The 1,743-nt window shown below is 46.4% G+C and carries 1 protein-coding gene; it reads left to right on the forward strand.

The genetic code is table 11. The annotated features are described in order from the left end of the window. Window positions 1–425: 425 nt before the first annotated feature. A partial coding sequence (locus P8O70_00715; protein MDG2195405.1) for a caspase family protein occupies window positions 426–1,743 on the forward strand: 1,318 nt, incomplete at its 3' end.

Consider the following 1,743-nt stretch of genomic DNA (forward strand, 5'->3'; position numbering starts at 1 on the left):
ACAGTTTGACAGAGCGCAATACTTTGACAACATGCGTGAAGAGCGGCTGAAAGAGCAGAGGCGTCTCCATGGTACGGACAACGTTGGAGACGAGTTTGCCGACTCGTTTTGAAAAAGACGTTTTATTTTGTTCTTTGGCAAATTAGGGGGTTGTTCTCGTTTTCTTGAAAGGGGTAAAACAGAGCAAGATTGAATTTGATCGGAGTGAATGTCAGGTACTCTTTGCACAACCGGCAACGACTGGAAATATCGCGCGGAACCAGACGTTGCCGGTTAAAGTCTAGTTTTTTAGTAAGTCATAATATTTTGTTGAATAAAGCTCTTAAGTGATGAGTGTAGCCCTCTCCCCCGCTCACCCCTCCCAATTAATTCTGATACCTGTATTGTGTGTGAGAACAGATAACAAAACTCACCACGGGTAAACCATGATTCTCAAACACTTGATCTGCTACCTGCTCATCAGCCTCCTGATTGTTCCGACAGGATGGGCATCACAACAAAGAGCCATTCGCCCCGTGAGCCTCAAGATGCCTGATGGAAATCAGGTCAAACTCTATCAGGGTAGCTATGCCTTGGTGATTGGCGCCAGCAACTATCAGGACAACGCATGGGGTGATCTGAGTAGTGTCGGGAAGGATGTGAGCGCCGTTCGTCAGGCGCTGGAAGGGCAAGGGTTTCAAGTCCAAACTGTAATGGATCCCACTGAAGATGACTTGATCGATGAGATCAACGACTTCATTGACGCTCACGGCTATGAGCAGGATAACCGGCTTCTGTTCTACTATGCTGGCCATGGCTACACCCAAGAGCGCAATGGTCGCAAATTTGGCTATCTGGTGCCTGTAGATGCTCCGAACCCTTATGACAATGAAAGAGCGTTCTTCCGCAAATCCCTCAAGATGGAGCAGATTCTCTCATGGGCCAAACAGATTGAATCCAAACACGCATTGTTTGTCTTTGACTCCTGCTTCTCTGGTTCAGTTCTCCAATCTAGAGCGGTTGCAGTTCCAGAAGACATTTCCTACTCAACAGCAAAGCCAGTGCGCCAATTTCTCTCTGCAGGCAGCGCCAATCAGACAGTTCCGGCAGATAGTATTTTTCGACCACTGTTTATTCGAGGCATTGAAGGCAAAGCTGATCTAGATCAGGACGGGTATGTGACAGGCGTCGAGTTAGGCATGTTTCTACAGAAGCAGGTGCCCCGTTACCAGACTGGACAAACGCCCCAATACGGCAAAATTCTTGACCCGTATTTAGATGAAGGGAATTTTGTTTTTGAAGTTAAACGGCAGTCCCCAAAACCTAAGCTACAAGCTGCACCTCCAGCAGTAGCCTCCGTTGAATTGGGTGATCTTCAGGAACAGGCTGATGATGCTGAAAAGGCTCAGCTTGAACAACAAAGAATTAAGACTCAATGGCAGGAATGGCAACAGAGGATGCAGAAAGATTATGACAAGGTCACAGCCTTTGAGCAGCAAGCAATTGAGAGTAAGTTAAAAGTTCAGTCGTGGGAGCGGTTCTTAAGTAGCTGGAAGAACGAAAACCCATACTCAGAGCAAGATAAAGAGCTTAGGTCAAAGGCTCAGACACGAATAGTTTATTGGCAGAAAGAAATTCAGCAGCAGAAAACAAAGCAACAAGCCGTGAAACAGCAGAAAAAACCAGCGGAAGTTGCTTTGAGTGGCAAAGATGCGTTGAAGAAACTGAAAAAAACCAAGTCATGTGTAAGTTGTGATTTGCAGG

This window comes from SAR324 cluster bacterium, from assembly GCA_029245725.1.
GTDB lineage: Bacteria > SAR324 > SAR324 > SAR324 > NAC60-12 > JCVI-SCAAA005.